This window comes from Anaerotruncus sp. 80 (assembly GCF_009936115.1).
Lineage (GTDB): Bacteria > Bacillota > Clostridia > Peptostreptococcales > Anaerovoracaceae > Senimuribacter > Senimuribacter intestinalis.
On sequence record NZ_QWES01000019.1, the window covers coordinates 56,411 to 80,818 of the forward strand.

Annotated in this window: 19 protein-coding genes; 2 read left to right on the plus strand and 17 right to left on the minus strand. The window is 44.2% G+C overall.

Annotated elements, in window-relative coordinates:
• Positions 1–11: 11 nt before the first annotated feature.
• The 5 genes from D1155_RS10670 to D1155_RS10690 form a co-directional block, all read right to left on the minus strand.
• Complete coding sequence (locus D1155_RS10670) at positions 12–722, minus strand: isochorismatase family cysteine hydrolase (RefSeq protein ID WP_160202394.1); 711 nt, start codon at positions 720–722, stop codon at positions 12–14.
• A gap of 183 nt (positions 723–905) precedes the next feature.
• Positions 906–2,171, minus strand: a complete 1,266-nt coding sequence (locus tag D1155_RS10675) for a sigma 54-interacting transcriptional regulator (RefSeq protein WP_160202395.1) — start codon at positions 2,169–2,171, stop codon at positions 906–908.
• Entirely contained in the window at positions 2,155–3,057 is a 903-nt protein-coding gene (locus tag D1155_RS10680; RefSeq protein WP_160202396.1) for a DMT family transporter, read from the minus strand. Before D1155_RS10680 ends, D1155_RS10675 begins: the two co-directional genes overlap by 17 nt.
• 21 nt (positions 3,058–3,078) lie before the next feature.
• Positions 3,079–4,125: a DNA polymerase III subunit delta gene (gene holA / locus D1155_RS10685; RefSeq protein WP_160202397.1), complete on the minus strand. Its 1,047-nt coding sequence runs from the start codon at positions 4,123–4,125 to the stop codon at positions 3,079–3,081.
• Positions 4,107–6,323: a DNA internalization-related competence protein ComEC/Rec2 gene (locus D1155_RS10690; protein ID WP_160202398.1), complete on the minus strand. Its 2,217-nt coding sequence runs from the start codon at positions 6,321–6,323 to the stop codon at positions 4,107–4,109. The genes holA and D1155_RS10690 overlap by 19 nt, the downstream gene beginning before the upstream one ends.
• Positions 6,324–6,528: 205 nt before the next feature.
• On the opposite strand from D1155_RS10690, the gene D1155_RS10695 reads away from it, so the two are divergent.
• Positions 6,529–9,456: a transglycosylase domain-containing protein gene (locus tag D1155_RS10695; protein WP_160202399.1), complete on the plus strand. Its 2,928-nt coding sequence runs from the start codon at positions 6,529–6,531 to the stop codon at positions 9,454–9,456.
• 123 nt (positions 9,457–9,579) lie between these two features.
• Here the strand turns inward: D1155_RS10695 and rpe are convergent, their stop codons facing one another.
• Genes rpe through D1155_RS10750 form a run of 11 tightly spaced genes read right to left on the minus strand, consistent with a single transcriptional unit; the run spans position 9,580 to position 20,876 of the window.
• Positions 9,580–10,230, minus strand: a complete 651-nt coding sequence (gene rpe / locus D1155_RS10700; RefSeq protein ID WP_160202400.1) for a ribulose-phosphate 3-epimerase — start codon at positions 10,228–10,230, stop codon at positions 9,580–9,582.
• Positions 10,231–10,268: 38 nt separating this feature from the next.
• Positions 10,269–11,192 (minus strand): ribosome small subunit-dependent GTPase A, encoded by a 924-nt coding sequence (gene rsgA, locus D1155_RS10705; protein ID WP_243151075.1) that lies wholly within the window; start codon positions 11,190–11,192, stop codon positions 10,269–10,271.
• Positions 11,137–12,945 (minus strand): Stk1 family PASTA domain-containing Ser/Thr kinase, encoded by a 1,809-nt coding sequence (pknB, locus tag D1155_RS10710; protein ID WP_160202401.1) that lies wholly within the window; start codon positions 12,943–12,945, stop codon positions 11,137–11,139. The genes rsgA and pknB overlap by 56 nt, the downstream gene beginning before the upstream one ends.
• Entirely contained in the window at positions 12,942–13,685 is a 744-nt protein-coding gene (locus D1155_RS10715; RefSeq protein WP_160202402.1) for a Stp1/IreP family PP2C-type Ser/Thr phosphatase, read from the minus strand. The genes pknB and D1155_RS10715 overlap by 4 nt, the downstream gene beginning before the upstream one ends.
• 13 nt (positions 13,686–13,698) lie before the next feature.
• Positions 13,699–14,985 (minus strand): 16S rRNA (cytosine(967)-C(5))-methyltransferase RsmB, encoded by a 1,287-nt coding sequence (gene rsmB / locus D1155_RS10720; protein ID WP_243151077.1) that lies wholly within the window; start codon positions 14,983–14,985, stop codon positions 13,699–13,701.
• A gap of 1 nt (position 14,986) precedes the next feature.
• Positions 14,987–15,706: a zinc metallopeptidase gene (locus tag D1155_RS10725; RefSeq protein ID WP_160202404.1), complete on the minus strand. Its 720-nt coding sequence runs from the start codon at positions 15,704–15,706 to the stop codon at positions 14,987–14,989.
• 19 nt (positions 15,707–15,725) lie between these two features.
• The gene (gene fmt / locus D1155_RS10730; protein ID WP_160202405.1) at positions 15,726–16,658 is read right to left on the minus strand and encodes a methionyl-tRNA formyltransferase; all 933 of its coding nucleotides are present in this window, start codon (positions 16,656–16,658) and stop codon (positions 15,726–15,728) included.
• Positions 16,658–17,140, minus strand: a complete 483-nt coding sequence (gene def, locus D1155_RS10735) for a peptide deformylase (protein WP_160202406.1) — start codon at positions 17,138–17,140, stop codon at positions 16,658–16,660. The genes fmt and def overlap by 1 nt, the downstream gene beginning before the upstream one ends.
• Before the next feature lie 26 nt (positions 17,141–17,166).
• Positions 17,167–19,173 carry a primosomal protein N' gene (priA, locus tag D1155_RS10740; RefSeq protein WP_160202407.1) on the minus strand — a complete coding sequence of 669 codons (2,007 nt, stop codon included), beginning with the start codon at positions 19,171–19,173 and terminating at the stop codon, positions 17,167–17,169.
• 1 nt (position 19,174) lies between these two features.
• Positions 19,175–20,200 (minus strand): aspartate--ammonia ligase, encoded by a 1,026-nt coding sequence (asnA, locus tag D1155_RS10745; protein WP_160202408.1) that lies wholly within the window; start codon positions 20,198–20,200, stop codon positions 19,175–19,177.
• A gap of 22 nt (positions 20,201–20,222) precedes the next feature.
• Positions 20,223–20,876, minus strand: a complete 654-nt coding sequence (locus D1155_RS10750) for an epoxyqueuosine reductase QueH (protein WP_160202409.1) — start codon at positions 20,874–20,876, stop codon at positions 20,223–20,225.
• Between the two features lie 167 nt (positions 20,877–21,043).
• On the opposite strand from D1155_RS10750, the gene D1155_RS10755 reads away from it, so the two are divergent.
• Positions 21,044–21,925: a TIGR01212 family radical SAM protein gene (locus D1155_RS10755; protein ID WP_160202410.1), complete on the plus strand. Its 882-nt coding sequence runs from the start codon at positions 21,044–21,046 to the stop codon at positions 21,923–21,925.
• Between the two features lie 66 nt (positions 21,926–21,991).
• On the opposite strand, the gene D1155_RS10760 is transcribed toward D1155_RS10755, so the two are convergent.
• Complete coding sequence (locus D1155_RS10760; RefSeq protein ID WP_207709527.1) at positions 21,992–24,307, minus strand: cadherin-like beta sandwich domain-containing protein; 2,316 nt, start codon at positions 24,305–24,307, stop codon at positions 21,992–21,994.
• Positions 24,308–24,408: the final 101 nt, after the last annotated feature.

The following is a 24,408-nucleotide window of genomic DNA, read 5'->3' on the forward strand; positions in this document are numbered from 1 at the left end:
TGCCTCATACATTATAAGTTATGAATCCTCTCTAAAAGGTTCTCTGTCATTTCACAATTCGCGTAAATGAATTTGATCCCCTGCAGCGCTCTGTCATGACGTTCCTGACTCATGGCAGTCATCGCATCTTCGATCATATCCACTTCATACCCAAGGTCTGCCAGGTCACGAATCGATGTGCTGACACACTGATCTGTATAAAATCCCACCACGATTACTTTTTTAATGCCCAAATTGCGCATTACCCTGTCGATCGGGGTTCCCACACAGATGCCGGAACAGGTCTTATTCAAAATAATCTCCCCATCGAGAGGTTTTGCTTCCTCGCAAAACTCCGATGCCATGCCGCCCGGCGGATAATACATGCCAGCAGATGCGTGCAGTCTACCGGTGTCCTTACCATCAGGAAGCAGAGATTGAATACGTACATGAATCGGGCGAATTCCTTTTTCTCTGCAGGCTGTAAGAATACGCTCAATATTTGAAAGCGCCTTATTTGTATTCTCTTCCAGCTGATCCAAAATCGGCATTAGAGGTTCTGTGTCAATTCCCATGGCACGATAGCCTTCTACAAAATATTCCTTTGTTACACACTTTTGCGCATCAATAATAACCAGCGCTGTATCCTGAGGGTTGATTTCTACAGGTGTGTTATACACTGCGCTTGACAACTGTCCATAGTACTGCGCCGCAAATTCGTTTAAAGCTTTGTTATGATCCATCTCATTTCCTCCTTGTGCATATCATGCAAGTTGTTAAGTTTCTTTGCAATATATTACAGCAAGGACTGTGCCAACTTGTTTTTGCTCGATTTTCCAATGTTTAACCCCATATTTTTTCTGCCCCGAACTTCATTTTGCAAACATTTGCTGCAAACTATTGCATTTTTGCAACAAATTGCAAAATCAAATTCCATACTTTTTACATTTATAATATAACGTTCTGATCGGAAGGCCTAAGGCTACAGCTGCTTTATTTTTGTCACCATGGTAAGCATGTATCGCTTGCAAAATGCACCTTTTCTCTGTCTCTTCAACAGCCTCATGCAAATTTACGGGAAGCTCTGCGCCTTTTTCACAAGCAGGCGTTTCCACTTTCTTCATGACTCTGTATTCCCCAAAAAGCGCTTGTTCAATCCCTTGCGCCTCAAGACATGAAGCACTTGGATCAAGATTAATAAACGCTCTTGAAAGAACATTTTCTAGTTCTCTGACATTGCCGTTCCAGTCCTCCTGCTGCAAAAGTGACACAGCTTCTCTCGATATCGACTTAACATCTCTTCCATAAAATTCATTATACTGATGCAGAAGGTATTCAACGATAAACGGAATATCCTCCTTCCTTTCCCGAAGGGGCGGAATATGCAAAGGAAATACATTGAGCCGATAATAGAGATCCTCTCTAAAACTTCCGTCTTCTATCATCTTTTCCAGAGGCTTATTAGTAGCGCAAATAATTCTCACATCGACTTTAACCGGTTCTACTGCCCCTACCGGCATGATTTCTTTTTCCTGCAGCGCCCGCAGCAGTTTCACCTGCATTCTGGGAGAAACATCACCAACCTCATCCAGAAAGAGAGTTCCCTTGTCAGCCTCCTGAAAAAGCCCCTTGCGTCCGCCTCTAAGGGCTCCTGTAAATGCACCTTCCTTGTATCCGAACAATTCACTTTCAAGCAGCTCCTCCGGTAAAGAAGAACAATTAATTTTAACAAACTTTTCATTTCTTCTCGGACTGTTATTGTGAATCGCATTGGCGAAAATTTCCTTACCTGTACCGCTTTCCCCTCTAAGCATAATTGTTGCTGGCGTCATGGAGGCAACCTTTGCTGTTTCAACGATATGAAGCAGGCAAGCACTTTGACCGATAATATCTTTAAAGGTGTATCTGGTCTGCGCCTTGCGCAACTTTTGATTCACACGATCAAGTTCACGCTTCAACCGATTAACATCGGATATATCATGATATACAATGACCTTTCCAATGGGGACATTATTTTCAAAAATATCCTGACCGTCTGCTACAAGCTCCGTGCTGCTGCGCCGAATCATCTTTTCATACGCCTGATTCGTATAAAGAGTTCTGCCCTTAGTATCTTTAATACAAACTGCATTCTGCATCACATCAAGAATCATGTGGCTTTGCAAAATCAATGCTTCAAGCCTTTGGTTCATCGTGCTCCCTCTTCTTTCCGCTAAAATCAATTTCCGTTACAAAAAGTGCTGCCATCATAATCACTGCGCCCAGATAGGATTTTACAGTCAGCACCTCTCCTGCAAAGAAATACGCCACCACCGCTGCAAAGACCGGTTCCAGGGTGAAGATAATGCCCACGTGAGCAGCCGTAGTATACTGCTGTGCAATGGCCTGCACGATAAAGGCAACACCGGTGCAAAATATGGAGAGAAAGATTACACTGCCCCAGATCATCGGCGTCGTCGGCAAATGGGGCTGTTCAAAGATAAACGACATAACAAGCATATAAACGCCAGTCACGCCAAGCTGGAAAACCCCCAGCTGAAATGCGTCAACCTCTTCATGAGAAACCGCTTTCTCCGTCAATATCAGATCGATGGCATAAGCCGTCGCACCTAAAATACAAAGAAGATCACCTCGCAGATTTGCCATATTGATAGAAAAATCGTCCTTTAAAGTCAGCATCATAATACCGATAAGACTCATGGTCACTGCAAAGATGATTTTTTTCTGCGGCTTTTTCCTAAGCACCAGAATTTCTATAATCGGTACGAAAATCACCGTCAGAGCGCAGAGAAACCCCGAATTTGAAAGAGTCGTATATTTGACGCCAAAGGTTGCACCAATATAAACAAAGACCAGTACCGACCCAATTAAAAGACTGTATTTCAGCGTCTGTTTGTTGACACCTTTCAGTTTTCGCAAGCTCAAAAGCCCACCGATAACAAAGGCGCCCAAGAACCGGTATGCGTTGAGCGTAAACGGTCCCATATCTGTCAGCGAAACATCCATCAAATAATAAGATACGCCCCAGCAAAGGGTTACCAGCACCAGCATCATATCCGCCCGCAATTGTTTGTTCATTTCCGCAAAATCTCCTCGAAATTAAATACCTGCAATAAATAGTTCTAACGCCATCTGACTGTCTAAAAGCCCCGTTTTAATCTGCCTGTCCACTTCATAAATTGCTGACAGCGTTTCCTTCAGTTTCTTCTGCGTATACTTGCTCGCATAAGGCATCAGTTTCTTGATTCGAAATTCGCTGCCGCCCAGTTTTTTGTGCATAGCGGAAAGATCAAGTCCGTCATCCCGCAGCTCTTTTACAGAAAGCAGCAGTTCAAACTGAGATACGATGACCCCAATGATAGAAAACGCATCCTTGCCGCTGTATAGAATGTTATATAAAATCTGAAAAGCTTTGTCCTTTTTGTTGGCGGTAATCGCATCCAGCATATCAAAGACGAAAGTTTCCAAATCACCACTGACCGTGCGCATGATATCCTCTTCCGAAACCCTCACCCCATCACTGTGTGCGATGACTTTCTGGATATCATTGGCAAAATGAAATAGTCTGTAATCACTTTCTTTGTTAAAATATCCTGTAGCTTCAACAAGCGCAGAAAGAGCTGCGGGACCGATTTCAACCCCAGCCTGTTTAAAACGCTTCTTTGCAAAGGAAGAAAACTCCGCCTTGTCTATTTTGTCAAAATCATAGCACTGCGCGGACTTTTTCAGCGCCGCGGAGAGCACCGTAGTCATCTTTACCTCTTCTGCCGAAAAAATCAAAATAGTCTGTTCATTGCTTTCCTTAATATAATTTGCAAGTTCTTTGATCTCCTCTTTTGAAAAACCTCTGGCACTGTCGCTCAGCAAAGGTTTAAAATTCCTGACCCAGACAATGCGGCGTGCTGAAAACATGGAAAAAGTCTCAGCAGCTTCTATAATCCTGCTGCAGGAGGTCTCCTCGCCCTCGAGAAGTACATAGTCCATAGACGTCGTCGCCGGATTGACATATTTCTTAACCAGCGTCTCCACTGCCCATTTTACCAGATACTGTTCTACGCCATACATCAAAAGAACCTTCTCAAAAGTTTCATTCTTTAAGTGCTCTGAGAAGACCTTAAAACTGTGTTTTACGGGTTTTTTGTACATACTGAAAGTTTACCTCGTTTATCTATAATTCCAACGGCTCCATCTAAATCCGTTCTATATACCATTGTATCAGATTTCCTTAATTTTTCAATGACCTTCTGGCTTGGATGTCCGTAATTATTTTTCCCAACACCGATGACGGCAATGCGGGGACGTACTGCTGTCAAAAAATCATCACAGCTGCTATAGGCGCTGCCGTGGTGCGCTACCTTCAAAACGTCCGCCGAAAGCTTATCTGTCCCCTGATATTTTTCAAGGAGCATCCTCTCTCCTTCCTCGGTAATATCTCCCGTAACCAGTACGGTAAAATTTTCCAGATGTACTTTAAAAATCAGGCTGTTCAGATTTTCATCACTTTCATCCACAGACGAGCTTTTATCAGGCCAAAGGATTTCAATCCATTCCTTGTCACCAAGACGAATCTTCTGACCAGCCCTGCCCTTGGTCAGCATATGCGCAACCGGATATACCTCTTTCAGCTGGCAAAGTCCCAGATAGTGATCGGTGTGAAGATGGGTTGCCGCCGCAATATCCAGAGAGGAAATCCCATTTTTTAGAAGATAAGGTTTCAACGTCTTTTCTCCAACATTGTATCGAATGCTTCCTCCCCCATCCAATAACACCTGCCTGCCGCCTGCGTCTTTTAAGTGTATGCAGTCGCCCTGTCCCACATCGACAAAGACTACTTGCGCCTTGTCAAAAGGACTTGCACTTATCACTGCAGTCATTGCCACCGCCATACTTATTAGTCCTGCCGTTTTACCCAGAAGTTTCCAGTTTTTTCTCCGCAAATAGACTGCAAAAAATTCTGAGGCAAGTAAAAAGCCGCACCCGTAAAACAGCACCAGCAGCCAGAGCGGCGGCGAAACTGTATCGAAAGCCAATTTGCCACCTGCACCAAAAAGATGATTCACTTTTATCATCATCTGTACCAGTCCTTCCAGCACCTGGCCACATCCAGGAAGCACCATACCAAAAAACAGATAGACAAAGAATGCCCCGGTCCCAAGAGGCACAATGACGGATGCCAGAAAGACCACCGGAATATTGCAGAAAAATCCTGCAAAAGAACAAATATTGAAAGTATATGCCATATACGGTAAAAGCCCCAGCTGCACGCTGAGCACTGCTGCTGCACTTTCTTTCATATACCGCTGAAGTATCGGTGCAAAAAATGCCATAGAAAGAACTGCAAGAAACGACATTTGAAAACCCGCTCCAAAGATCACATACGGATTTTTCAGAATAGAAAAAAGCGCTGCTGCTGAAAGAGCGGTCAAAAGGTCATACCGTCTGTGCAGAAATTTTGCTCCTATAGAAAGCAAAATGAGAAAAATTGCTCTGCTCACCGAAATCGACCACATGGCAGCTGTGCCGTAGATAAGAAGTAATACGATAAAAGCTGCTGTCAGAAATCTGCTGTTTCTCTTTTTATTTATGGCGCAATATAAACTGTATAGCATGCCGATATGTAGACCGCTGACCGCAAGAACATGAGCGGTTGCATTTTTTCTGAATTCCTCATAGGTTTCCTCATCCAGCTCCTTCGTGTCACCAAAAAGAATACCTCTGAGAACGGCTGCCCCGGACTTTGACATAGAAAGATTTTTAATCAGCTGTTCCCTCTTTATAAATATTATGCTTTTCCCCTTACTCAACAGACTATCCGGCTTTTGTACAATGCGAAAGGAATCCAGCGTGGTGATGTAATGAATGCCCTTGGATTTTAAGTAAAGCTGATAATCAAAGGTTCTCGGATTAGAAGCACTGCGGGGAATTTCTGTCTGGGCCGCAAAAGAAACAGTGCAGCCCAGAAGCTGTTCGTAATGTTCTATCCTCTGATAATAGCGGCACAAAAGCTTTTCCCTACCGATTTGGCAGTAAATGCGATACTGGTCATCTTTAATTTTATCAATCTCGGTGACCACTGCTGAAAAGTTCTCTGCGCTTTCCAAGCTTTTTGAAAAAAGACTGCTGCCCGCTTCCATCTTTTCTAAAGACAGCAAAAATCCCCCTGCCAGAAAAGATACCAGCAGAAGTAAATAAAATTTTTTTCGCGCCCTATCGCTCTTTACACAGATGAATGCACACACCGCCGTACAGACAATTGCCGCAGGCAGCTGAATCTTTTCGAAAAACTGCATGCAAACAATACCGCAGATAACAGCTGTCGTCATTGATAATAGTTTTCGTCTCATGGTTTCCTCACAAGACGCACAAGTTCCATTTATAGTTTAATCAGTCACTGTGGTATATTCAAGTTATTATCAAGAAATTACTGTGAAATTTGGTATAAAAAGGAATAATAAATTTGAGAAAATATGAAATATCCTTTAACTTTCGTGGTGAATTATGGTATACTAAGTAGGAGTATTATTTTCGCAAGAAAGGAATGCAATATCTATGCGTAGCGATAGAAACAAAAGATCAAAATCAAGACAAACAAAGCAGCAGGTCACTGAGCAGGCAGTTATGCACTCTGAGAGCAATACTGCTGTCCCCACTACTAATAAAAAGAAAAAAAAGCACAGGCTCAACTGGAAACGGTTTATCCTGTTCTTATTCTGTATCTTCCTGCTGGTCTGTATTGCAGTAGGTATTTACGTCGGCCGCGCAATTTCAGCAGCACCGGATATTGATACCAGTGAAATTTATTCTATTCTGTCCGAGAGCACAGTTATCTATGACGATGAAGGCAACGAAATTGATACTGTATTTTCAGAACAGAACAGAACCAATGTAGAATACAAAGATCTTCCGCAGGATTTAATTGACGCAGTTGTCGCTCTGGAGGACAAAACTTTCTGGGATCATCACGGATTTAACTTTATTCGTATATTGGGTGCCATTAAGGAATCTATTTTCGGCGGCGGACAGGTCAGCGGAACCAGTACCATCACCCAGCAACTTGCCAGAAATCTATTTCTGAAAGATAAGCAGTTCGACCACGACATGACTCGTAAGATTCAAGAAGCTTATTACACCATAATACTGGAAAAAGAGCTCTCCAAAGAAGAAATTATCACCGCCTATCTGAATACCATTTATCTGGGATACGGCAGTTACGGCGTTCAGGCGGCTTCTCAGGCATATTTTTCCAAAGATGTACAGGACTTGACTTTAGCGCAGTGTGCAGCCCTTGCTTCCCTTCCACAGTCCCCTGCTGATTCTCAGTTGGTGCTCTTTGTGGGAAGTCAAGATGTTTCTGCCAAGGACAAAAACATCCTAAAGAGCAATTCCAGAGGTACTTATATCGCCAATGACGCCAGCAAAGATCGGCGTGACATCTGCCTTTCCCTCATGCTGGAGCAAGGCTACATCACACAGAAAGAATACGATAAGGCTTCTTCTACTAAATTAAAGAAAATGCTGAATCCTACTTATAACAGTATTTTAGAAAAGTCTGCATACTTTGAGGACTATGTCATTGACCAGGTCATAGAAGCCCTGATGGAAGAAAAGGAATGGGACTACGATACAGCCTGGAACAAAGTATATAACGGCGGTCTGAGGATATATTCCACTTTGGACGCACAAGCACAGCAGGTCATCGAAACTGAGTTTGACAACGATGCAAACTTCCCTGCCTCTTATACTTACAATACACCAAATATGGACTCCTATGACAGTTACTTTGACGCAGAAGGCAACTTTACTCTGCAAAAAGGCGAGTTCTTAAAACGAAAGGACGGCGGTCTGGTCATCAAGACCGGCAAGCGTCTCAATGTATACGAAACTACCGTAAACGGAGAAACCGATTATAGTATTGAGTTTAAAAACATGTACAAATACGAAAATGGAACCCTTTATACCATCAGCGGCGGTTTTATCAATATTCCGCAGAAATATAAAATTATGAACAAAAAGGGTAACATTCAGATTCCGGCAGAATTCTTTGAGGATGAGGACTACGCAAACTTCTTCATCTTTAACGACGACGGAACCATAACCATTCCGTCTACTTCCTATACGCTGAACCAGAAAGTTGTTCAGCCTCAGGCCGCCATGACCATTGTGGAAAATTCCACCGGTTATATCAAGGCCATGGTTGGCGGCAGAAAAACTGCCGGCAGAAGGCTGCACAATAGAGCTATCAGCCCGGAACAGCCTGGATCTTCCATCAAGCCGCTGGCAGTATACTCTGCTGCTATTGCGCAGAGTGCTGAGGAAGCAAAAAACGGAAAAAAACATAATTTTACCAATTTCAAAATTGATAAACAAGGCGATAAGCTCTGGGGCTACTATCTAACACCGGCTTCCATTGTCATTGATGAGAAAACTACCATCAATGGCAAGGTTTGGCCTCAAAATGCTGGCGGTGCCGGCTATTCCGGGCCTATGACCATGCGTACTGCCCTCCAACAGTCCATCAATACCTGTGCTGTTAAGATCTTCCTTCAGGTTGGTGCAGATTATTCCGCAAACCTGGTAGAAAAATTCGGCATCACGACTTTAGAGCGAGAAGGCAGTGTTAACGACATGAATCCTGCCGGTCTTGCCCTCGGTGGTCTGACTAATGGTGTTACTACACTGGATATGGCAAGCGCCTATACGGTATTCCCTAACAATGGAACCCGTCGCGAAACAACCGCATTTACCAAAATTGTAGACAGTCAAGATGAAACTCTGGTTGACCGCACAAAAACAAAGAGCCACCGTGTTTTAGACTCCGGTGTTGCATGGATTATGACAGATATGCTGAAATCCGTTGTATCACAGGGCATCGGCTATCCCGCAGCAATTTCCGGCGTACAGGTTGGCGGAAAAACCGGTACAACTGACCATCAGGTTGATATCTGGTTTGATGGATTTACTCCATCCTACTCCGCTTCCCTTTGGATTGGTGTGGATCAGAACTGCAACGGTACAGAAATGAGTGGACCTGCAGCAAGACTCTGGGGTAAAATCATGAATCAGATTGACGGCGCAAAACAGGGCTCCTACAAGAGCATGCCAAGCAATGTCATCTCCTCCGGCGGAGAATATTACATCGCAGGTACGCAAGGCGGCGTCGGCAGTATCAAGGATTTAGAAAAGAAAGTTGCTATCTGTAAGGAAACCGGTTATCTGGCTACACCTGATTGTCCGGACACCGAAAAGAAAGGCTATTTCGACTTTGGCAATGACGATGATATTCCAAGATTCTACTGCCATAAACACAATGCTAACCCTGAAAAATATCCAATCAATCCGGATGAAAACTATGTTCCGTTCGTAAAACCAGAAGAGCCAGAGGACGATGATCCGGATAAACCAAAACCGGATGATTCTGATAATGAGAATGATGATGGTGATGGTGATGGTGATGGCGAAGAAGACGACGCAGCATAAAATCATGTATGATAAAAGCGGCTAATTGACCTAACTGGCCATAGCCGCTTTTGTTATAAGTTTTTTTATATGGTTTGCGAAAGCCTCGCTATATTTACCTATACTTCTCCCTCCAAAATGTGTCTACAGTACTTCCTTAAATTCTTTTACCCGTTCCGTCAGATTTTCTGCACCAAAGACTGCTGAACCTGCCACAAAGATATCGCAGCCGGCAGCTTTAACCATTTCCACATTGTCGAGAGTGATACCTCCATCTACTTCAATAGTATAGTGATAACCGGCTTCCCTGCGCAAGGTATCCAACTGGCGGATTTTATCCAAAGCTACCGGAATAAATTTCTGTCCTCCAAAACCCGGATTTACAGACATCACCAGAATTAAATCTACATCCTCCAGCACACATTCCAGTGTAGAAATCGGCGTTGCCGGATTAATTGCAACTCCTGCCTTTACGCCGTAAGCTTTGATGTTCTGCAGGCTCCTATGCAGGTGGGGGCAAGCTTCTTGATGAACCACTATGTATTCAGTCCTATCAGTTACAAAATCGCTTACATACTGGTCAGGATTTTCAATCATCAAATGAACATCATAAGGGGCTGTGTCCAGCTTGTTCAGCGCTTTCATGACAGCTGCACCAAAGCTGATGTTGGGCACGAAATGACCGTCCATCACATCTATGTGGACGTAATCAGCGCCCGCCCTGCTGATTTCCTCTACCTGTTTGCCCAATTCGGCAAAATCTGCCGATAAAATTGAAGGTGCAAGTTTTCCCATCGTTTTCTCTCCGTTCTGCTGCAGGTGCAGCTACAAATTTAATACTTCTTTTTTTTCTTTATTTCTTCCATATTTGCAAGGTAGGAATCATACCGAATCCTGCTGACTTTTCCCTCTTCCAATGCCGCTCTAACCGCACAGTTCGGCTCTTTGATATGCCTGCAGTTATCAAATCGGCAGGCATAACTAAGTGCTGCAAACTCTGGATAATATGAAGCCAAATTCTCTTCTGAAGCCTCTAAAATATCAAAGGAGGTAAAGCCCGGCGTGTCAAAGACCAGGCCGCCATTATCAGTCTCAAAGATTTCCACATGTCTAGTGGTGTGCTTTCCCCTCTGCGTCTTCTGACTGACCGTGCCGGTTTCCATGTTCGCGTGAGGAATGAGAAGATTGGTAATGGTCGATTTTCCCACACCGGAAGGTCCCGCAAAAGCTGCTCGCTTTCCAGAGAGCTGTGCGGATAATTTCTCAATTCCTTCGCCGGTTTTTCCGCTGACAAAGACCATAGGATATATACTGCCGTAAATATCCCGTATTTCCTCCAGCGCTGTTTCCTTTGCCAAATCACACTTGTTGACGCAAAGAATCACCTCCGTATCCCAATATTCCGCCATAATCAGAAACTTGTCAATGACATGAAAGTTCGGCTTAGGTTTGGTCGCCGCAAAGACCACTATAAAACAGTCCACGTTGGCAATAGGAGGCCTGATAAATTGATTCTTTCTGGGCAGAATCTCATTGATGATTCCATCACCGTCTGGAAGAACCTCCATTTCCACATTATCTCCAACTGCCAAAGTAATCCCTTCTTTTTTGAAAATCCCCCGCCCTTTTGTCTGATATACACCATCAGCGGTTTTTACATAGTAAAAACCGCCGATTCCTTTCATGATAATCCCTTTCATCCTATTCTTCTTCTCCGCCGTCATCATCACTGTTATCTCCAGGTTCGTCGCCTTCATTTCCCTCATCAACAGGCGGCTCAGGCGGCGTTACAACCGGTTCACCCTTGCTGACTGTTATAATAACGGTGGAACCCAATTTCACCTTGGTTCCTTCTCCCGGCGTAGAGCCGATGACGATATTCTTAGCATAAACAGTACTTTCTTCATACTTAGGCTGACCCATATGCAGCCCTGCAGCTTCCAACGTCTCTCTCGCTTCATCCAGAGTAAGACCAGTCAGAGGTGGTACCGCTATCTTGTCAGTACCCTTGCTGATAGTAATATCAATCTTTGAGCCTTTCTTTAATTCCGCACCAGAACCCGGCTCCTGATCGATAATTTCACCAACATTTGCATCGCTTTCCATCTCATGAACCACACCAAGTTCATAGCCCGCGCTTTCCAGTATATTTTCCACTAAATCCCTGTTGGTATTATAGTTCATACCGATAACGCTCGGCACCTGTCCATTGGATTTGCCGTTGCTGAGAATGACAGTGATGGTATCGCCCTTGCTGACCTTTTCGCCTTTTCTCGGATCCTGTGCCGCAATCTTACCTTCATCAATATCATCACTGCTAATAGTCTGTTCGTCGACTTCCATCTTCAGACCCATTTCTTCCAGAATTACCTTAGCTTCATCAGGAGTCTTTCCTTCTAAATCCGGTGCTTTTAATCCACCACCGAAGAAACCACTTGCAAAGAGTATTACTGCTGCAAGGGCAATCGCTCCAACTACTACAGCTGCAATAATAATTGGTTTCTTAGACTTCTTTGAAGACCTATCATCTTCCTTTATTGGAGTAGCTTTTATCTTCTTTTCTTTCTTTTTATGAGGCTTCATATCCTCAAAGATTTCATCCTCCAACTCCTGGTTATGCTTCTGCCGGTTTTTCTCCTGAAAATCTTCTACATCAGAAGCAACAAAGACAGAATCACCTACCATCTTTGTCACAAAATCGATGTTTCCCAATTCTTCAATCATTTCCTCCGTACTCTTATATCGGTTGGACTGGAATTTGTCAGTTGCCTTCATCACCAGTTTTTCCAATGCCGGCGGAATGCCTGATACCAGATGGGACGGCGGCGTAATCTCGTCGTTAATGTGCATGAGCGCTACCTGTACCGGATTTTCTCCGTCAAAAGGTACCTGACCTGTGAGCATTTCATAAAGAACGATACCCAGCGAATAAATATCGGACCGTTCATCCACATAAGCGCCTCTTGCCTGCTCCGGTGAAAAATAGTGTACTGAGCCGATGACTCTATTCGTCTCGTTTGCCATAATAGTGGAATTGCTCACCGCTTTGGCAATACCAAAATCAGCCAGCTTTGCAGTGCCGTCTCGGGTAATCATGATATTATGTGGCTTAACATCTCTGTGAATGATATTGTTCCTATGAGCAAGCCCTAGCGCAGAGGCTACCTGTCTGGTAATCTCAATGGCACGCTTGTAGTTCATCGGGGCTTCTTCTTTGATAATATCGCTCAGCGGTCTGCCGTCGATAAGCTCCATGACTATAAAGTTTATATCGCCTTCCTTACCGACATCATATACGCTTACAATATTCGGATGCTGAAGCCCTGCTGCCGCCTGAGACTCACGTTTAAAACTCTCTACAAACTGTATATCCTTGGTAAACTCCGGTCTCAAAATTTTAATTGCTACATATCTGTTTAAGAGTCGACATCTGGCTTTATAAACAACCGCCATGCCGCCCTCTCCGATTTTCTCAATTAGTTCATATCTTCCTGCAAGTAATTTACTCATCTGATATCATCCTCCGTCACTTTCAAGACTACCATCGTAATATTGTCGCTGCCACCATTTCTGTTGGCGGCTTCTACCAGTTCGTTACAGATGTGGGTCATGGATTCTTCCTCGGTTAACCGGCTAATTAATTCGCTCTTTTCAACTTCTCCGTAAAGTCCGTCTGTGCAAATCAGTATCATGTCCCCCGCTTCAATGGAAACCTGAAAAAAATCAGGCTCAATGGTATAATCTGCGCCTACGGCTCTTGTTATCATATTTTTGTTCTCGTGGTTTGCTGCCTCTTCTTCTGAAATAATCCCAGCTTTCAAAAGTGTATTCACATAGGTATGATCCTCAGTAATCTGGTTCAGTTCTCCGTCTCTGAGAACATATGCCCTGCTGTCGCCTACATTAGCTATGTAAAGCTGATTATCCGCTACATAAGCGATGACCACTGTAGTTGCCATACCTTTATTTTTCTCAAAACGCTGTGACATCTCAAGTATCTTAAAGTTTACATCCTTCAGACATTCCTCAAAATATGCGCCAATTTCTTCCGCTGTAGAAAGTGCCTCCATCGAATGAGTTTCGACATATTTTGCAATGCCGTTTACACAGGTCCTGCTGGCAATCTCTCCGGAATTATTCCCCCCAACTCCGTCAGCGACAATAAACACCCTGTCCTTTTTCATGACAAAACAAGCGTCTTCGTTGTTGCTGCGCCTCTGGCCTTTATCTGTCTTAAAGCCTACCTCCATATATAATCTCCTTTCAGCATTTTTGCTTTCTCATTTTACAGATATAAAATCCGTCCGTTTCATCTGTGTCCGGCAGATACTGTCGTTCAAACAGCAGTGTAAACCCTGACCTTTCTTTGAGAAAGCGTTCTACAACTTCTGTATTCTCTATTCGATTCACCGTACAGGTACTGTAAACCAAAATCCCTCCCTCTTTTACATAACAACTGGCAGTTAAAAGAATCCGAAGCTGCTTTTCAGAAAGTTCTCTGCCCTCGTCTGCAAGCTCTTTATATTTGATCTCAGGTTTTCTCCGAATCACTCCAAGACCCGAACATGGACCATCTACCAGAACGCAATCCGAAGAATCCCTCAAATCTTCCCGCAGTACACATCCGTCACTTTCTTCGGTGATAATGTTGGAAAGCCCAAGCCTCTGCGCCTGCTGCGATATTAATGTGAGTTTGTGTCCGTATATATCAAAGGCTTTTACTACCCCTTTATTTCCCATCATTTCAGCCATCGCCAGACTCTTGCCGCCCGGCGCTGCACAAATATCAAGCACTGTCTGTCCCGGCAAAGGATTCACCGCCTCTGCTGCAAGAACCGATGCCTCGTCCTGTACAGAGAAAAGCCCCTGTTCATAAGCCTTCGTCTCCAAAAGTCCGCTGCCGCTGACAAAGAGCACCCTCTCGCTCAAGGCAGCTTCCTCTATAACAAATCCTTTTTCAGTCAACTGCTCTGCCAGAGACTTTCTGTCTGTTCTCGTCATGTTCACCCGAATGGAAAGTTTTGGTCGATCGTTTCCTGCTTTCAAAATCTGCTCTGCCTTCTGCATCCCATACTGAGATAGCAGGAGCTCCACAATCCACGGCGCATAAGAATATCTGACGGAAAGGTAGGAAATCAGGTCCTTTTTCGAATCAGGCAGCTTAATATCTGCGCCCTTCTTCTGATAACCTCTAAGCACACCATTTATAAAACCGTCTCTGCCCGGTGCCAGCTTCTTAGCAAGCTTTACTGTCTCCCCGATAGCTGCATAAGGCGGCACTGATTCCATAAAAATCAGCTGATAGAGCCCCATGCGAAGCAGCGTCAGAACCTGTTTTTTTATGCCGGAAAGTCCCTTGGGAATCAGATGCGCAAGAAGATAGTCAAGGTATATCCGATTCTCCAACACGCCGTATACCAGTTCCCGTACAAAGGCAGGATTATCTGGATTTTGCAGCCCAATCTGTCTGTTCAACTCCAGATTGGAATACGCCTGATTCTTTTCAATTTCAAAAAGCACTGAATAGGCTGTTTTCCGATTGCAGTCCATATCAATCACGCCTTCCCCTGATTGCTAAGATTCTGAGAAGATTGGCAACTGCTACAGCAAGAGCTGCCACATAGGTGAGCGCTGCTGCACTAAGCACTTTCTTTGCGCCTGCTTTTTCTTCCATGGTGACAATCCCCAGTTCCTCCATCTGCACAATCGCTCTATGGCTGGCATCAAACTCCACCGGAAGCGTAATCAGATGAAATATAACTATCGCAACAAATGCCAGTACACCGATATTAAAAATAGTATTTCCCATGGCATACATCTCATAGCTTTGTCCTGCTAAAAGTCCCAGCCCTACAATAATTAAAATCCATGTAAAGCTGGATGCAAGGTTAACTACAGGCACGATAGCATTTCTGATTTTCAGCGGCGCATAACTTCTGGCATGTTGAATAGCATGACCTGCCTCGTGACAGGCTACACTGATTGCCGCAACCGAAGAAACACCATACACATCCTGAGACAAGCTCAGTGTTCTGTTTCTTGGATCGTAATTATCTGTTAGATTGCCAGGAATCTGGCGAATCTCCACATCTCTAAGTCCATTGCTGTCCAGCACTCTTCTTGCTGCCTCTGCACCAGTCATATTTCTGTGATTGTGCACAGAAGAATATTTCCTAAAAGAACTTTTCACTTTTGCTTGTGCAAACAACGCCAGCAACATAGCTGGCAGCAGAAAAATGAGACTGGATCCTCCATAATAAAAATGAAACATTTCTTTTTCCCCCTTTTATTTATTCGAATAAGCTGTCTATCTCTATTTTGTTGCCCCTGAGATAATCCTTCACAGAAACCCGTTTCTTTCCAGGCATTTGAATTTCTGTAATGCGAAGCACCTGCCCATCTCCGCAAGCCGTATCAACGCCGTTATCTGAAACGCAGATAATGGTACCCGGCGCCTTTGATGTTTTTTCTGCCACAGGCTCCGCGCTCCAAATCTTCATCACCACGTCGCCATAATTGCAAAATGCTCCTGGCCACGGATCAAAAGCGCGAATTTGCTGCTGAATTTCTATAGGACTCTTGTGAAAGTCAATTTTTCCATCCTGTTTAGAAATCATGCCGGCATAGCTTGAGAGACTGTCATCCTGCTTTTCCGGGGAAATATTCCCCGCTTCAATGCGCGGCAAAGTCTCCACTAAAAGCTTTGCGCCGAGTTCTGCCAAATCGTCGTGAAGCTGCTGACAATTTCTATCTCCGATAACAAGACTTGCTTTGCTGAGCATATCTCCGGTGTCAAGCCCCACATCCATCTGCATAATGGTTACACCGGTTTCCTCCTCACCCTGCAAAATCGCATGCTGTATAGGCGACGCGCCGCGCAGCTTCGGCAAAAGAGACGCATGAACGTTGACACAGCCGTATTTAGGCAAATCCAGAATCTCTTTTTGAATAATCTGTCCGTATGCCACTACGACGATGATGTCCGGCGCATAGTCTTTAAGGGTTTGTAAAACTTCTGTATCCTGCTTGATTTTTTCAGGCTGCAATACCTTAATTCCATGTTCTGCTGCCAGTTCCTTCACCGGCGTAAACTGGATCTTCTTTCCTCTGTTTTTGGCTTTATCAGGCTGAGTTACCACGCAGCCCACCTGATGACCTGCCTCCAAAATTTTCGCAAGCACCGGAACCGAAAAATCCGGTGTGCCCATGAAAACTACTTTCATTAACCTTCTACCTCTTCATCATATTCCGGTTCTCTGACGTTTACCGCTTTATCCGTATAAAGAATACCGTCCAGATGGTCGTTTTCGTGACACATCACGCGAGCGTCCCAGCCTTCAAAGTCATAAATCTTCTCTTCTCCATTAAAATCCAGCGCCTTGATTTTGATTCTTTCAGGTCTGTCCACAGTACCAATCAGTCCCGGCACGCTGAGGCAGCCTTCGTCGCCAGAAACAGAACCTTCCTGCTCCAAAATTTCAGGATTAATCATATAGTAAATCTTGCCGCCTTGCTCAGGTTCCGCTACAAACATTCTGCGCATAATGCCAACCTGCGGTGCTGCAAGTCCGCAGCCCGACTGCTGGTGCATGGTTTCCACCATATCCTCCAAAGTCTGCCGAATGCGGTCTGTCACTTCAGAAACCTCGCGGCAGTGCTTCCTAAGAATTTCATCTCCATCTAACACAACATTTCTAATTGCCATCTCTCATTCTCCTTTTATGCTTTATCTTAAATGGTGCTGTACGGATTGACGTCAATAGTCATCGCACAACTATCCCTATTTTTCTTTAAATTTTCTCCGAAACAGTCAATGCAGTAAATATACTTGTTTCTAAGTCCTTTCGGACATTTAATCAGTATAAAATAGCGAAAACTGTCCTTCCCCTTAAAATGATAGGACGGCTTGGCTTCAAAGATACTGCTCTCCTCTTCAAGCTTACAGCGAATCAGATAGTTCCTGCAGCTTTCTGCCGTCTCAAAGGCATATTCTTCCTTCTCACTTGTAAATTCTACCAAAATCAAATCCGAGAAAGGCGGGTAGTCCATCATCTGCCTGATAGAAGCCTCCATCTGAAAGAAGCCCTCATAATCATGGTTTGCTGCTGTAGTCAGCGCAAAATTGTCTGGCGTATAGGACTGCACGATTACATGCCCTTCCTCTTCACCTCTGCCAGCTCTTCCAGAAACCTGAGTCACTAGCTGAAAAGTTCTCTCCGTCGACCTGTAATCGGGAATATGAAGACTGACGTCGGCAGCAACGACACCGACAAGTCCAACATTTTTAAAGTCCAGACCTTTCGCGACCAGCTGCGTGCCGATAAGAATCTCCGTCTTTCCCTTTGAGAAGTTCCCGATAATCCGGTTAATTTCTCTGCTATTTTTAGCGGTATCAAGGTCCAGCCGCTCCACCTTTCTGTCTGGAAACAGCTCCCTTGTGAATTCTTCCACCTTTTCAGTACCTGAACCAAAATACTTGATATATTTGCTGCCGCATTTTGGACAGCTTGCCGGTACAGAAAATTTTTTTCCGCAGTAATGGCAAACCCCTGCGTTTTCTTTCTTATGATAAGTTAAGGAAATACCACACTCCGGACACTCCATTACCTCACCACACTCCCTGCAGGAAATAAAGGTGGAATAGCCTCTGCGGTTGAGAAACAATATAATCTGCTGTCCTTTTGCAAGGGTTTCCTCCATCTTTCGATAAAGCCTGTCGCTGAAAACAGTTCGATTGCCTTCTCTCAATTCTTCCCGCATATCTACAAGTTCTACCGTAGGAAGAGGTGCGCTGTTATAGCGCTGCTTTAGGGTGATAAGCCGGTAAATCCCTTCCTTCGCCCGCTGGTAAGAAACCACCGACGGCGTTGCGCTGCCCAGAATCAATACCCCCTGATAGTACATGAGTCGTTTCAGAGCAATATCCACTGTATCGTATTTCGGCGTCATATCCGACTTATAGGTCGCTTCGTGCTCCTCATCCATGATGATAACGCCGATGTTTTCAAGGGGAGCAAAGACGCCCAATCTGGCGCCGATGACGATGTTCGCCTTTCCCGCCCTGATTCTCTGCCATTCATCAAAACGCTCTCGTTTTGTCAGCTTGCTGTGTAAAACTGCAATGGATTTCTTTCCAAACCTGGCAATAAAACGGTCGATAATCTGCTTCGTCAGCGCGATTTCAGGCACGAGCATAATAGCTGTTTTACCCGCAGAAAGAACCTCTGCGATGACCTGCATATAAACTTCCGTCTTGCCACTTCCGGTGACCCCGTGAATGAGAAAACTTTCCTGTCTTTCTCCTCTGACCGCACAGCTGATGGTATCCACCGCTATCTGCTGCTCCTCTGTCAGCCTTCTGATGTCCTGTCTCTCGCCCTCCGCGTCCTTGTAGGGTTCCTTTTCTTTGCCTTCTTTTGCAGGATTTCCGTTTGGCACAAAACATTTAACAGCGTCCAAATATTTGATTCCGTATCGCCGCTTCATCCAAATACAAGTTTTCACCATCTCAGGATTCAGGGAGATATCCGGATTTTTTCCAGTAATCGCTTTGATTTTGGAAACCTCGCAATCGGGGGTAACTCCCTCTTCAAAGACATAAGCGTTCTTTGGCTTATTACCTCTGTTAAAGGACACCTCTACGATGTCCCCAACTGTAATATCATCGGGCGCTGCATATGTATAGTATGTGTCCGTATGCCTGCTGTTATGATTAATAACTACGTTTATATATTTCATCTTATAGTAAGAAAATATTATCTTTTTTGCACTCGGAAATCATATCCTCCGGCCATACAGAAACCTGCACCTCACCAATGTGAGCTTTACGCAGGAAGTACATGCACAGCCTGCTCTGTCCGATGCCGCCGCCAATGGAATACGGCAGCTCATCGCTTAAAATGGCTTGATGGAAAGACTGGCTTCTTCTGTCATCAGCGCCTGCCAGCTTCAACTGGCGATCCATAGCATCAGCATCTACGCGGATGCCCATAGAGGATATCTCAAAGGCTCTGTCCAGCACATCGTTCCATAAGATAATATCCCCATTCAGTTCCCAGTCGTCATAGTCCGGAGATCTTCCGTCGTGCTTTTCGCCTGAGGTCAAGGTTCCACCGATTTTTTCAATAAAGACTGCGCCGTGAGTTTTGCAGATTAAATCTTCTCTTTCCTTTGGTGTCTTATTTGGATACATATCTGCAAGCTCCTGGCTGGTAATAAAATAAATCTCATTAGGAATCTCTGTCTGTAAATCTCTGTAAAGACGATTTACATAATCCCCCAGATTCTTCATTGCGTTGTAAATGGTTGTCACTGTCTCGTGGAGATACTCCGTGTTTCTCTGCTCTTTGGTGATTACCTTTTCCCAGTCCCACTGATCTACGTAGACAGAGTGGAGGTTGTCAAGCTCTTCGTCTCTTCTGATTGCATTCATATCTGTATAAATGCCGTGTCCCGGCTTAATTCCATATTTTCCAAGAGCCATTCTCTTCCATTTTGCGAGAGACTGCACTACTTCAACCTCTTTTTCTTCAAGGTCAAGCAGGCTAAATGAGACTCTTCGCTCCACACCGTTCAAGTTGTCGTTCAGTCCGGTCTCCGGAAAAACAAAGAGAGGTGCGGATACTCTTCGCAGGTTTAACCCGTAAGCCAGTTCCTGCTGAAAGTAATCCTTAATTTTTTTGATTGCACGCTGGGTTTCCAGCGGACTGATTACCGGTGAGTAGTCCTTCGGTGTGATTAATTGTGCCATTTTTCTTTCCTCCATATTATATCTCAAAAATATTGAATTATCGTTTTGAATACTCGCAGCCACAGTAGTTCTGTCTGTAAAGACCGTATTCCTTAGATAGCTGAATGCTGCGATGAAATCCCGCCTTTTTCTTAAAGTCGATGTCCAGAAATTCTATGCCATACTGCACTGCAAATTTCTTTCCGATTTCTGAAATGAGCGGATAATTTTTATGAGGACTTACAGTCAGGGTTGTGGCAAAAATGCCATATCCCTTGGCTGCCGCTGTCTGTGCCGTCTTTTCAAGACGCATATCGAAGCAAATCGTGCAGCGCGCCCCACCTTCCGGTTCATTACTGAAGCCGGATACCCGCGTATAATACGCGTCCGGCTCATATATCCCCTCCATAAAGTGAATCTTCTGCGTACCGCCGAGATTCTGGTTATATTTCTCAATAAAAGCGATTTGGTTCATCTTCCGCTTCTCATATTCCTCTCCGTCAGTGATACACGGATTATAGAAAAAAACGGTGATATCATAATCAGGTGCCAGCCGCTCTATGACCGATGTGCTGCAAGGTCCGCAGCAGCTGTGAAGAAGCAGCGGCGGTTTCATGGTAGTTTCACCTGCGCCCGTAAGACCGCACATGCAGTCAGAGCAGTCAGAAATGCCTCTTTGCAAGCTCCAGGGAGCTGTTTCTTTCTTTGTCATAGTTACTGCTTGCTCCTTCCTGATTTTTCTCTGGTATTTTATGAACTATTGACTCTTTATTATATCCGATTTTACACAGTTTTACAATAAATTCGCCGGAAAAAGTTGACTTTTTCTTTTCCACCCCTTAAGATTGAATCAGTACAAAAAGAAACGAGGACTCTATCATGCAGCCATCTATTAACATGGTTAGTAAATACCTAAAATCATACTTTAGAGAAAAGACTGTCAAGCTCTCCATCGACGGCGGTTTCACCTGTCCAAACAGAGACGGCACCAAAGGAAGCGGCGGCTGCATCTTCTGCTCTGCTGACGGCGGCGGCGACTTTGCCTCTACCATCGAAGAGCAAATTACCCTCCTTTCAGACAAGTGGCCGAGCGCCAAATATTTGGCATATTTCCAAAATCACACTAACACCTACGCTCCGGTTGATGTTTTGCGAGATAAATTTTATGAAGCGCTGAACCATCCGCTGATTTCCGGTATCGTCATCGCCACAAGGCCTGACTGTATCGATACGGAAGTACTGGATTTACTTTCTGAAATCAACGAAAATCACTTTCTCTGGGTAGAACTGGGACTGCAGACCATTCACGAAAAAACAGCCGTTCTCATCAACCGCTGCTATGATTTATCGATCTACGATGAAACAATCAGCAAGCTAAACGCTCGCGGTATCAAAACGGTCGTACACCTGATTTTGGGACTTCCCGGCGAAAGTCAACACGATATGGAACGTTCTGTGCGCTACGTATGTCAAAGCGGTATCTGGGGAATCAAGCTGCACATGCTAAACGTAGTAAAAGGCTCCTCCATGGCACTTTCTCATCCAGATTACTGTTCCTTTGACTCTATCGAAGAATATGTCAATCTGGTGTGCGATTTAATTGAAATCATTCCGCCGGAAATTACTATTCACAGGCTCAGCGCCGATGCGCCCCGCAAAATTCTCATCAGTCCATCGTGGAGCTATCAAAAGCGTACAATTTTAAACAGTATTCACGCGGAACTTGCAAGACGCGGCAGCACTCAGGGCTGCAAGCTATAGATTTCAACGATTTACGATGTGAAAAAGGGGATATCTCAAAATCAATTTTGAGATATCCCCTTTTGTTTACTTGTAAGTTCTATATGCCTGATTTGACCATTTTGTATAATACTTTGTTCCGTCAAAAGTGCGAACGCCACGAATTTTATAGTAGTAGCGAGTGCCTTTCTTCAGGCTTTTCGTATTTTTATAACTGTTTTTTACACCATCTGTTGTCTTAAAGAACGGTATACTGCTGTATTCTCCCGATTTTGTGCTTCTATAAATCTCGAAATAATCCACTTTATAGCCTGCAGACTTTTTCCAATTAATTTGGATATAACCCGCTCCCAAAACAGAGGACGCCTTAATCGTCGTTGCCTGTACACCGGCAATCTTCGAAGAATAATCCGGTTTGTATACGCAGCTCACCTCGCTGGACCACGGAGTATAGTAGCCGATGCCGTCGACATTACGAACACCTCGCACTTTATAGTAATACGTAGCATTTTCTGTCATGTTGGATTTATCCTCATAAGCGAAGATATCCCCCGACGCTGTAACACCGTGAGGCGCGCTTCCATATTCTTCGTTTTCACCTCTTCTGAAGACCTGATAGTAATCCATGGCATATGCGCCGGATTTAGTCCAGCTAAGCTGAATCGTGCCTGGCACCGATACAGCCGCTGCGTTCAAAGCTGTTGCCTGCACCCCCTCTATAATCTTCTCATTTGAAAGTTCTGGCGCTCGATAAGTTCTGTACGCCTGATTTGACCATTTGGAATAATAGGTTTTTCCGTCTATGACACGAACTCCTCGCACTCTATAATAATATCTGGTGCCGTCTTTTAGATTTTTGGTATTTTTGTAAGTCGTTTTCGTGCCATTAGTCGTTACAAAGTATGGCGTTGTACTATAGCTTCCTGAAGTAGTACTTCTGTAAACCTCATAGTAGTCCATCTTATATCCAGCTGACTTCGTCCAGCTGACCTGTATATTGCCTTCTCCCAGAACAGAAGACGCTTTAATTGTAGTGTTTTCTACACCTTCAATCAGTTTTTCGTTAGGATCCGGCACAGCACTGGAATCCTTAACGACTGTAATATTATAAGTTTTGCTCACCGCACCAGAAGGAGCTGTAACTTTTACTGTAATCTTGTTAATACCTTCGTTTAATGTAGTATTTCCGCTGACGGAAACGGTAGCAGCACTGTCATTCTTTTTAGTGCTGATGGTCAGCTTATCAACAGCACCGATGGTCTGCTTCACCGTATAATCAGTAGTAAAGCGATTAAAATCTGAAATAAAACTCAGCTTCTTCCCATCCAGAGATACCGAAATGTCATCTAAATAACAGTTGTTACTGCCACTTCCCGGTTTTGCTGCCGGCGAAGACGGCATACTTTTAAAAACCGGAATTTCAAAAGAAAATGCTTCTGTCAGAACCTTATAATCATAGTAATTCCCATGAATAATTGCAGACTGCGTTGCCGCTGCAAAAATCGAAGTCGCATACTGATATGTGCCAATGCCAGAAAGCCCATTCAGCACATTATATCTTTCGTAATATGAGGTATATTGATTTCGCTCAAAAAAGGTACCTGCAATATACAACGCACCACCTGTCACTGCTTTCTTCAGTGTATTCCACGGACGAAGATACGTAGTTCCTTTTCCATCCGAACCGCCGGCTGCATAAACTAATCCCTTTAGCGCTGCAGTGCCGTCGGCACTGTCAGTTGCTCCAATATTATAGGCGTTGTACAATCCGGAGTATTTCTTACCACCATAGGTAAAGGCATGTCCATTTATCATAAAATCGCTGCTGCCCAGTTCCAATCTTGTTTTTGACGCTAAATATACAGGACTGATGCTGTATTTTTTTCCGTTATAAGTTTGTTCTGCTGCCTCAATATAATATTTCGCTGCTGTAGATGGAAGTGCAGTGGTAGACAAAATCTTCTTTACCAGATCTTCCGTCTGATAAGAGGCATCATAAAGATTAGGCTCAAACATGAAAATAGAACTCTCATCCAGCCAGTTTCTCGGATCCATGTAAAATGCAACGGCCTGTCTGGAGGCTGCAACCCAGCTGGCTCCATCTTTTCCGATATAGGTATGGGTGTCAAAATTATATGTACCACTCTGCACTGCCTTGTAACCTGCAGGAAAATTGTTAGAGACCAGATTGGCATTTACATTGGAGCATTGCTTATCCAGTGCCTCCGCCCAGGTATAATTCAACTGTTTGGCCTTAAATGTCCAGTTCGGATGGAGCTGATGCAATGCTCTAAGCTTTGTCTTGTAGCTTTCAGGAAAGCCTTCTGAAGTAAGCTGTGCTTCAAACTCCGCATCAGTACTACTGGCAGCAAAAACCTGCATTTGGGGTGCTATAGCCAGCACTGAGGCCACAAAAAATATAATGTAAATTAGAAACTCATAATTTTACAGGTGTTTATCACACCTCATAGGGTTTTAATAAAATCCTCCGAAAGCCTTGAAAA

What these genes read in the sequence shown, in the direction of transcription:
- D1155_RS10695 (WP_160202399.1), top strand. Translation starts at nt 6,529, where the DNA reads ATGCGTAGCGATAGAAACAAAAGATCAAAATCAAGACAAACAAAGCAG.
- priA (WP_160202407.1), bottom strand. Translation starts at nt 19,173, where the DNA reads ATGAAATATATAAACGTAGTTATTAATCATAACAGCAGGCATACGGAC.
- holA (WP_160202397.1), bottom strand. Translation starts at nt 4,125, where the DNA reads ATGTACAAAAAACCCGTAAAACACAGTTTTAAGGTCTTCTCAGAGCAC.
- D1155_RS10755 (WP_160202410.1), top strand. Translation starts at nt 21,044, where the DNA reads ATGCAGCCATCTATTAACATGGTTAGTAAATACCTAAAATCATACTTT.
- def (WP_160202406.1), bottom strand. Translation starts at nt 17,140, where the DNA reads ATGGCAATTAGAAATGTTGTGTTAGATGGAGATGAAATTCTTAGGAAG.
- asnA (WP_160202408.1), bottom strand. Translation starts at nt 20,200, where the DNA reads ATGGAGGAAAGAAAAATGGCACAATTAATCACACCGAAGGACTACTCA.
- pknB (WP_160202401.1), bottom strand. Translation starts at nt 12,945, where the DNA reads ATGAGTAAATTACTTGCAGGAAGATATGAACTAATTGAGAAAATCGGA.
- rsmB (WP_243151077.1), bottom strand. Translation starts at nt 14,985, where the DNA reads ATGGACTGCAATCGGAAAACAGCCTATTCAGTGCTTTTTGAAATTGAA.
- D1155_RS10725 (WP_160202404.1), bottom strand. Translation starts at nt 15,706, where the DNA reads ATGTTTCATTTTTATTATGGAGGATCCAGTCTCATTTTTCTGCTGCCA.
- D1155_RS10715 (WP_160202402.1), bottom strand. Translation starts at nt 13,685, where the DNA reads ATGGAGGTAGGCTTTAAGACAGATAAAGGCCAGAGGCGCAGCAACAAC.
- D1155_RS10670 (WP_160202394.1), bottom strand. Translation starts at nt 722, where the DNA reads ATGGATCATAACAAAGCTTTAAACGAATTTGCGGCGCAGTACTATGGA.
- D1155_RS10690 (WP_160202398.1), bottom strand. Translation starts at nt 6,323, where the DNA reads ATGAGACGAAAACTATTATCAATGACGACAGCTGTTATCTGCGGTATT.
- fmt (WP_160202405.1), bottom strand. Translation starts at nt 16,658, where the DNA reads ATGAAAGTAGTTTTCATGGGCACACCGGATTTTTCGGTTCCGGTGCTT.
- rsgA (WP_243151075.1), bottom strand. Translation starts at nt 11,192, where the DNA reads ATGAAGGCGACGAACCTGGAGATAACAGTGATGATGACGGCGGAGAAG.
- D1155_RS10675 (WP_160202395.1), bottom strand. Translation starts at nt 2,171, where the DNA reads ATGAACCAAAGGCTTGAAGCATTGATTTTGCAAAGCCACATGATTCTT.
- rpe (WP_160202400.1), bottom strand. Translation starts at nt 10,230, where the DNA reads ATGGGAAAACTTGCACCTTCAATTTTATCGGCAGATTTTGCCGAATTG.
- D1155_RS10680 (WP_160202396.1), bottom strand. Translation starts at nt 3,057, where the DNA reads ATGAACAAACAATTGCGGGCGGATATGATGCTGGTGCTGGTAACCCTT.
- D1155_RS10750 (WP_160202409.1), bottom strand. Translation starts at nt 20,876, where the DNA reads ATGACAAAGAAAGAAACAGCTCCCTGGAGCTTGCAAAGAGGCATTTCT.